Here is a 9402-nt window from a genome sequence, read left to right on the forward strand (position 1 = left end):
ATTCTTTGAATGGAATACGAAATTAATGTTGAAAAAATATGTACCAAAAAATTTATGTGGGATCTATGCCGAAGCTCAAATTGCATGACACCATTTATTTTTATGGTTTTGTCTATTTTATTTTGCCACTCTGCTAAACGGATACATTTAATTCCATTTTTATCGAGCAGATAATTGTCATATATTAGCTTAGTTCTCCTGTTATACTTAAATATAGATCAGCATAGCCCTAATTTTTTTATATACTTTACTTCTTTCTCTATATTTAATAATAGGTTTGAAAATAAATGGTAAACCTATAATTGTTAAGCTTAGAGCTAGGATTGAAAGTACACAAAAGGCTTTGTGTTTATTATTTAGCTCCTTCAAATAAAGTATCAAAAACCTACAAAATTTTTTGTAATTTTCTTCAATATTTTTTTTGCTATGAGCCTTGTTAATAAATATATCTATTGCAGTATAACTGTTACTACACTTAATTGCCCCTTTTTCTATTAACAGCTGAGCTATGTCAAAATAATCCTTTTTAATAGTAAGATGCAGAGGTGTAAAACCTTGTTGATCACAAATATTCATATTGGCTTTTACTGCTAATAACATTCTTACAATTTCTACATGGCCTTTTTTAGCTGCAAGTAGCAGAGGAGTTCTGTTGCATCTAGTTACGGCATTAACGTTTACCTTAAGCTCCAATAAGAACTTAACTGCTTTAGTATCACCATTATAGCTAGCTTTATGTAACCTGGTGTTACCGTTACAATCTTGGTCATCTGCTTCTATTCCCTTTGAAACAAGAAATGTTACCATTTGCCTATTGTTATGCTCAATAGCGCAATCCAGTGCATCAAAACCATGTTTGTTTTTTGTGCAAATAAACTCTTTTAACCTAGCTTTTGCTTGCTTTACAATAAGCTTTACCAGTTGCATTTTGTTGTTATATGCTGCTAGAAAAAGCGTAGTATTATTTTCTGCATCTTTTGCTTCTATGTTTGCACCTTTCTTTATCAGATATTCTATAATCTCTGCTCTACTTTCATAATGTGTAGTACATTGATAAATGGTCAAAAATAAAGGAGTACGAAAGTTGTTATCTTCACATTCAAGATTTGCTCCGCTATCAATTAAAATCTGGACGCTCTTTTTAGAACCGTATAATGAAGCTATGTGAAGAGGAGTATAGCCTTCTTCAGCATCTTTTTCATTAATTTTTGCGCCTTTTGTTATTAAAAAATCCATTAATTCTGTGTCATCTTGTAGTGTAGCAAGGTGAAGTGGAGTAAATCCATTTTTATCTCTAGAATTAATTGTCAGTTGATTAACAAGAAGTTTAGCAATTTTTTTGTGTCCATGCATAATAGCATAATGCAGTGGATTTCTATTTTCGTTGTCCACAACATTAAAGTCAGCTTCGTGCTCTAATAATGATTTTACTCCAACTAAATCGCCTTCTTTTGTAAACTTATGCAAGAGAGTGACTCCGCTTGCATCTTTTGAGTTAATATCAAATCCACTTTCTACCAATTGATGTATGTCTTCCTCACACGCCATACCATTTTAATTAAACCCTTTTCGCATTAACAATACTCCCACTTAATTAAGTTTGAATGAATCTATAAGAGATATATCACAATTTATTGAAGTTACTAAATTCCGATATATTAAAGTCCACAATTTCCTGAATAAAGCCCTGACGATATTTTGCACACATCCATCTGCACACGCTCTCCAGGTACTTTACAGTTATAACGCTTGACCTGTTTGCGATAATGACGTTTAACATGCAGAAGACTTACACCATGTTTTTTGAAAATTTTGTGTATAGTAGCCAATGACAAGGATAAATCATATAGACATCTTAACTCGGTTGAATACGCCTTGCCCCTAGCTTTCTAGTTTGTCTTAGATGAAGAATAAGCTGCTCATTTGATTCATTGATCTTTTGCAAAGGTGAAGTTTTAGGCTTACTACTGAGATCTACTAATCCTTTTTCACCTAACTCTTCATAACGTTTGTACCATTTACGTAAGGTAAAACGTGAAATACCATAATGCTGACATACCTTTCCTGCATGACCCAACTCTTTGTATAGTTTTATCCAACTCAGACGTAGTTTAACCCTAGAATTTATCCTTTGCAATTGTAATAAGGTCTATAAACTACTGCAAATCCAAATTTCTATTTGATCCTACATTCTTATTGTAATAACCTCTATGGATCACACAGCATTAGTCGTGTATCTGAACAGATACTTTTGTACATGAATCAGCTTTATGTGTATAAATTCTGTCTACTTCAAGTTTCCAGCAAAACTACTTTCTAATGTATTGCTTTCAATCAAGTTCTTTATTAAGCTCACTGTTAGTGGATGTTCAATTATCTTAACATAAAAATCAAGGCAGCTTTAGGTATAAATACGAGTAACTCGTATAAGTAAAGAGGCTATAAGAAGTTTCTTACCATTCTATTCAAACGGGTTTTAAACTTTTGAAATGTCATGACATTGTTGATACGTTTGTCAAGAAACGACAGGGTATCTGCAAAATCTTCTGAATAATCATTGATAAAAAAAAGTATCGTACTTAAGTACACTCCAGCTAATATTGCTCTTTTTGTATAGTAGTTAAAATCTGTTGATTGATCATAAATGCCATACCAAATCGTGCTAACAGTTCTGTACAAGAGTTTACTAGAAAAATATGTATTTTGGGGTAATATAGAGAATAATAAAACATTTTTTAAAAACTCTCTGTAATTTGGTAACTTAGCATAGTTTGAAAGGCGTATTTGGACAGCTAACTTTATCCGCTCTCTTACCTTCATATCTTCTAAATTGGAATTCCAAAGTTCAGTTTCCATTGAGCTATTTAAGTCCTCTGCTATGTACTCCAAAGCACTATATATTCCATTTTGAAATTTACAAAAACTATTGGCTAGGTTAAGGTTCGTGCACACTTTCAATAAGGTTGCATTACTTATTCCTTCAAATGGAATAACCTTAATCAGCTCATCTACTATTAACTTTTGTTCCATACAATATTATACTAAACATCACATATAATTGTACCTGAGATTTTCAAACATTCTGCAAAATGCTTCACCGCGCTCTTCAAAATTTTTCCACTGATCAAAAGAAGAACATGCAGGAGAAAGTAATATCGCTACTTCTTCTTTGCTATTTATGGCCTCTTCAAAAGCCAGTTTAAATGCGTTTTCTAGATTATAGCACTTCATATAATCTATTTTGTTCTCCATAATGTTTGCAAAAACTTCAGTTGATTCTCCAATAAGAAAAGCTTTTCTAATCTTGGTGAAATGCTTGCTTAATGATTCTATTCCGCCTTTTTTGCTTTTTCCGCCAACAATCCAATATATGTTTTTATAAGATAAAATTGCCTTTTCGGTCGATTCTGCATTGGTTGCTTTGCTATCGTTGATAAAAAGTACATTATGTATTTTGCCAAGAAATTCATTTCTGTGTCTTAGCCCTGGAAAGGATTTGATTTCATTGACAATAGTGCTGCTATCTACTCCAAGTAACTTGCATACAGCGTGTGCAGCTACTATATTTTCTACATTGGATACTAGGTTTATTTTCACGTCGCTTACTGATAAGCTATGATTCTCTAGTTTCCCAGTGCCTAGGCACTGGGATGACAAAGAGGGTGACATCGAAGCTGAGATTGGAATTTTGTTCCCAGTGAATTTATTGAATACATCAGCGGTAATTTTGTTATCACATCCTATCACGGCAATCTTGCTACTGTTTATCAGTTTTAATTTAGTTGCTATGTAGTTATTCATATTTCCATGTCTATCTATGTGGTCTGGTGTGATGTTGAGCAATACAGAAATGTCTACATTAATTTTATTTATTAGCTCCAATTGAAAAGAGGAGAATTCAATTACATAAATTTCTGCATCTCTTTCTAAATCCAAAATAGGCACACCTAAATTCCCGCCAATAGCTACTTTTTTCCCTGTGGATTTTAATATGTGCCCTATTAGTGACGTGGTGGTTGATTTGCCATTTGTTCCGGTGATGCCTACAACCTTCTGGCTTGTAGTTTTAGTTTCAAGAAATAACTCAATGTCTGATTTTATTTTGCAGTCAAAGCTTCTTGCAAGTTTTACTACCCAATGCGTTGGTATTGGCACTCCAGGGCTCAAAATTAGTGTGCTTATCTCATGCCAATTATACTCATTGGGATGAGTAAAGTTACACTCTTTATATATCTTTTTTGCATTTGCTATTTGCTCTTTATTATCATCCCATGCATATATTTTTGCACTGCTTTTTGTTAGAGCATTAATAACGGACAAACCAGTTTTACCAAGGCCGAAAACCGCAACACTTTGATTTTTGTATTTGTCTAGTTGCACTTCTAGATAACTTATGCGAACCATTTTATAAAGATATAATACAAATTATAATGACTTCTTCCATAGTTTTTGGCAGCGCTTAACTTTATTGTTGCAACCTTAGCCAATAGAAAACTCCTTGACACATTTTGCCAACTCCCTTGCCATGATATGTATAACAATGTTACAAAAAATAATATCATAGAATTCAAGAAGATAATTCCTAGAGGGTTACTCATCTATAAAAGGCCGAATTTTGTTAGCTATTTAGATGTAAAAGGTAAGCTAAATTTTTATAAGGAAAAAACAATAATTAACTAAAAGAGAGCGCTGGACGAAGCAACTTAATTGGTTTGCTATTTCAACCACCATAACTCAATCAACAAATTTTGGAAAAAAACACCGTGTTTTGAGAACCTTATTTATCGACATATAAAATTTTTCTTGCCTCTTTTCAAAGAATAAAACATCTTAAATTAAGAATATTGATAATTCTTTATAGGGGGTATTATGCACGTAGGAAATTCTAATAGTCAGCAGGTAAGTCAGAATTTGCTGTCTTTTTCAGCTAATTCCTCTGATGAGGAGTACTGTGATGCTAGTGATAAGGTTGAGAGATCTTCTATATCTTGTGAAAGTGATTCTGACCTGGAGTCTATTCCTACTGTATCACATTTTAAGCAGCATACTTGGAAAGACGGCAAATCTAAAAAAGTTGGCCAAAGTAGCTTTAATGAAAATAAGGGAACAAGGAAGTCATTTGGTGAAAATGGATATATAGAGGGACAATGGAAGAACAATCATTTGATAGAACTAGATTCGTGTCAATTTACTCATCCACATAATAATAAAACAGTTTATATTAGGAAGCAAAGTCCAGGTTATTTATTTACTTTTGATCAGGAAAACTTTATTGCAAGAGTAAGCTTCAACAAGATTGAAGAGTTAGATTTTGCTGGGCATCCTATAGATATAAAACGAAATTTTCTTGAAAAGCTTAAAATTACTAAAATTATAGAAGATGAATTATTAAATAACAGGGATAAAGCTTATGAACAATTTAAACAGTTTTTGCAGGATAGAAGTGGTAAAACTGCAGATAATCTTGAGTATGCAGAGGATCTTTTTCAGTTTTCTAAAAGATTAGAAGATTGGAGAAAGTTCTCTAGTAATATATCGATATTAGATGATGTAGTTAATAATCAGAACATTTCACGCGAGACAAATAGTAGTAGTCAACAATTGCTTAATAGAGAAAGAGCTCTGGATATAAGAAAGAAAGAGTTTTCTCGAGTTGATCAATTTTATACAAGGGATTTGCTGACAGGATTACAACAAATCTGTAAAGATGGAATAAATAATCACGGAAGTATCTTATATGACAAATATCTTTGGTCTATTTCTGTAATGGCTCCATCTGTTATGGTAGATCATTTATCTGACTTGCATGATAAATCGGTATTTTATATCAGTAATAAAGATATGGAGTTGTTTGCAGATCTTGTTGATATGATGAGTGAGCAACCTTTCCTGGATCTTGTAGGTGATTCATGGAATGCTTTATTTAAAAGGATAAAGGAAATGAGGGGAGAAGCACTAGGGAAACTTGCTTCTTCACAAAGTTTTACACCTTTAACTCATCCTATGTATTTTTATCTTTGTAAGAGCTTTCAGGAGCTAATTTTAGAGATTAGTAGTAAAACAGATATTTCTGTTAATGATCTACTGAAAAAAGACGGTCAAGGAAAATGGGGCTTAATACAAACTATAAATTGGCCATTAACTTCCTCTCTAAACCGCTCTCTCGAACAGCAATATCACTTTATCTTTACACTAATGAAACATTTTGAGCCCGGTTATTATTCTGACAAAAAAGAATTTGAATACAAACTTAAATCGTTACAGGACCCTGGTGATGAAACGTGGTTGCAACGTATAAAAAACTCTGTTTCCAATTTATTTGGCAATAATGAGTTATCATCCATATCTCAAGAGCGCTTAGCATGGATATATATTATTGACAGTGCAATTACTAATCTGCTTTCCGAAAAAGAATTAAAGTTATTTGAACCTCTCATACAAGGCTATATGGATTTTATTAAAAACACAGAAGGTGATCATTATGAGTCATTTCGAATAGCAACACATAATGTTATAAGATTTATAGCACAAACAAGTCCTTATCTTTCAAAAGAGATTTCAGTAATTGATCAAACTATTCTAACAAAACAAATAGAATCTATTAAGAAGGCGTTTTTAGATAAACAATCTGGTGATTTTAGAGATTTGGTAGATGTATATAATGAGTATTGGAAGAATAGGGAATCTATTTTAGAAAAAATTCCTGATAAATTTCCTTATGGGAAGTTCAAGCAAGACATGGAAGAAATACGTCAAACATTACTTAATATTGCAAGTACTGTACTTGATCAAAAAGCAAAATCACAAGAGTTAATTAAGTACTTTAGATCATTTAATGAGTTTTTAGAGGATTTAAATAGTATAGAATTCAGTTGGTTTATTAAAGGAACTAATAATGACTTAACTGAAGTAGAAGTAGCCAATAAAGATAAAAATTCATATAAGGTTTTAGATCCTGAAAATTTCATCAAAAAATATAAGGATAATATCCCTAATCACTACTTAATTGAAATCACTCAAGATCTATTAAATAGTGTAAGTAATTTACTTGAGCAAAAAAAATGGTCTGATGACGATAATTTGAGTGCAGCAAGTGAGTTACTGTCAGCAATTAAGAAATCTTTTCTTTATCTAAAGGAGCAACCTAACTACGTGTCTTTCGATATATTCAAAGAAGAAAGTACAAAGCCGTTTATTTCTGTAGTAGAGAATAGCATATCTTATGAGGATTTTAAAAAACGAATTGGTATCATAGGGGAATCTTTTTGGTATTTAAGAAAACAAGATGAGATTGATATAGACAAAGCTTTAGAGCTATATAGAAAAGAAAACAATAATAGCACAGTAGAAACACTAAGAGATTGCTATAACAGATACTTAAAAGAATTTAACTCCTATATACAAGAGACTTCTGACAAAAATTACCAAGATAAAATTAAATTTATTACTGAAAAGGTACGGGAGCAATCAAAACAAATTAAAATTGATGAATGGAACACAAAATTCAAGAGAGAAACTTTACCTGATCTTCTTGCTGGATTAGCTGCTGTGTGGTCTATACAAGAATCAAAGGATATTGCAAGTACAGGAAAAAGCTTAAAGCCACATTGTATTCAAATATTATGCATTTTGCGATTGTTAAGTGTTGATAAAGACTCTAAAGGTGTTGATAAGCATCTTGCGCAAGTCTTAACAGGGCAAGGGAAATCGCTTGTACTAGGTTTACTCTCTTCACTATTAGTATTGACAGGTCATAAGGTCAGAACTGTTTGTTATAGTGAATACTTAGCAACTCGAGATCAACAAGATTTTAACGGCTTTTTTAAGGAGTTTGGTATTGGTGACAAGATAACTTATGGTACATTTGAGAAGATGGCAAATGAAGTGATAAAGCCTGAGGTAAATGGCAAGAAGCAAGGTTTAAGAGAATTAGTTGAAGGTCTTATTTTAAATCACAGTGCGGAGCAATCTGGACAGATAAAGCAAGAGGATATTAGTAATACTACTCTTTTAATAGATGAAGTGGATGTTTTCTTTTCTGATCAATTCTATGGGAATACTTATGGTGCATGTAACACTATAGGTATTCCAGGACTAGCTAGTATTCAAGAAGAAATATGGGGAATGGCCAGCAAAAATTATGAAAAAAGTACTATTTTGAAAGCGGTAGAAGAATTCATTAAGAAAAAGATAGGAGAAAGAAATCAAAATTTTAAAGAATTTAGTAAATTTTTATTTAAACCTGGAAAATACTATCTTTTGAAAGAAGAAGATAATGTGGTTATTAAAAAAGAATATACTAATCATTCTCTCTATCAAGAACATCTAGAGAAAATGATTGATGCTGCAATAAAGGTTGCAAAAGGAAGTGATAAAGACTGGTACATTAACAACTATAAAATTAACGATAAAGGAATCATAAGTTATAGAAGAGACGATGGATTTTATTCCACTTTCACTTATTGCAGCTATTACAACGTATTTAATTACTTTAGGTTAAAGAAAAAAGACTTTGATTGTAAAAATTATGGGTATTTGAATATAGACTGTGGCAAAGTGTCTTATGCAGAATTGCCTAAGGAATATCCTCTTATCTTAGGAGTAAGTGGTACCTTGACTACGCTAGATGAGCATGAAAAAAAAGCGGTAAGAAAATCTTATAACATCAGAGAAAATTCCATCATGCCATCTTTTTTTGGTGATTCTCATTTGAAATTTAATTCAAGTGAAAATTTTACATCTCAGAATTCAGAAGAAGAATGGCTCAGTAAAATTTTTAATCGTGCAAACTCTAAGGTTGGTTCAGGACAATCAGTGTTAATATTTTTTGATACAGATGTAGAAATAAGAAAGTTTAAAGAAAAATTCTTCGGTAAATTTGATCGCTTACACATATTAACAGAAAATACGGAAGAGCATACCAAAGAAAAGTACATCGATGAGGCAGGTATTGCAAAAACAGTAACGCTAGCAACAAGAGGTATGGGTCGTGGTGTTGATTTTAAGTCTAGTGTTGCTGTAGAAAATAGCGGCGGGGTGCATGTTATACAGACATTCTTTTCACTTGATATAAAAGAAGAAACACAGATTAAGGGTAGAACTGCACGTAAAGATAATAAGGGTAGTTATGAGTTGATACTCTGTAAAGAACATTTGGTAAATGCTGGGTTTCTAAAAGAAGAAGAAAAAGAAATTACTATAAATTATGAAAGCTTGAATAAATCCAGAGAACAAAAAGTAAAAGAAAAAGGCTCAAACAATGAAAAAAGAATTAGAGAGTCAGAAAGTAATCATAAGACAACGATGGATTTTCTTGAATCTTTTTTTCAAAAAGAATGTAGCACTAATATAGATCAGCCATCTGTGGAACCAGCAGTAAGTAGACAACAAAATAGGTAGGAG

General features: G+C 32.1%; 5 protein-coding genes. 1 reads left to right on the plus strand and 4 read right to left on the minus strand.

The annotated features are described in order from the left end of the window. Positions 1-207: 207 nt before the first annotated feature. From LEM02_RS03050 to murD, 4 genes are all read right to left on the minus strand, one after another. Positions 208-1548, minus strand: coding sequence for an ankyrin repeat domain-containing protein (locus tag LEM02_RS03050; RefSeq protein ID WP_226079662.1), 1341 nt, complete (start codon positions 1546-1548; stop codon positions 208-210). A 307-nt stretch (positions 1549-1855) separates the two neighbouring features. After that, entirely contained in the window at positions 1856-2137 is a 282-nt protein-coding gene (locus LEM02_RS03055) for a helix-turn-helix domain-containing protein (RefSeq protein ID WP_226079663.1), read from the minus strand. A gap of 302 nt (positions 2138-2439) precedes the next feature. After that, entirely contained in the window at positions 2440-3030 is a 591-nt protein-coding gene (locus tag LEM02_RS03060; RefSeq protein ID WP_226079664.1) for a COQ9 family protein, read from the minus strand. Between the two features lie 18 nt (positions 3031-3048). Beyond that, positions 3049-4404 carry a UDP-N-acetylmuramoyl-L-alanine--D-glutamate ligase gene (gene murD, locus LEM02_RS03065; protein WP_226079665.1) on the minus strand — a complete coding sequence of 452 codons (1356 nt, stop codon included), beginning with the start codon at positions 4402-4404 and terminating at the stop codon, positions 3049-3051. Positions 4405-4869: 465 nt separating this feature from the next. Between murD and LEM02_RS03070 the strand changes: the two genes are divergently transcribed. Further along, complete coding sequence (locus LEM02_RS03070; RefSeq protein WP_226079666.1) at positions 4870-9399, plus strand: hypothetical protein; 4530 nt, start codon at positions 4870-4872, stop codon at positions 9397-9399. The last annotated feature ends 3 nt before the right edge of the window (positions 9400-9402 follow it).

Source organism: Wolbachia endosymbiont of Tribolium confusum (genome assembly GCF_020405475.1).
Taxonomy (GTDB): Bacteria; Pseudomonadota; Alphaproteobacteria; order Rickettsiales; family Anaplasmataceae; genus Wolbachia.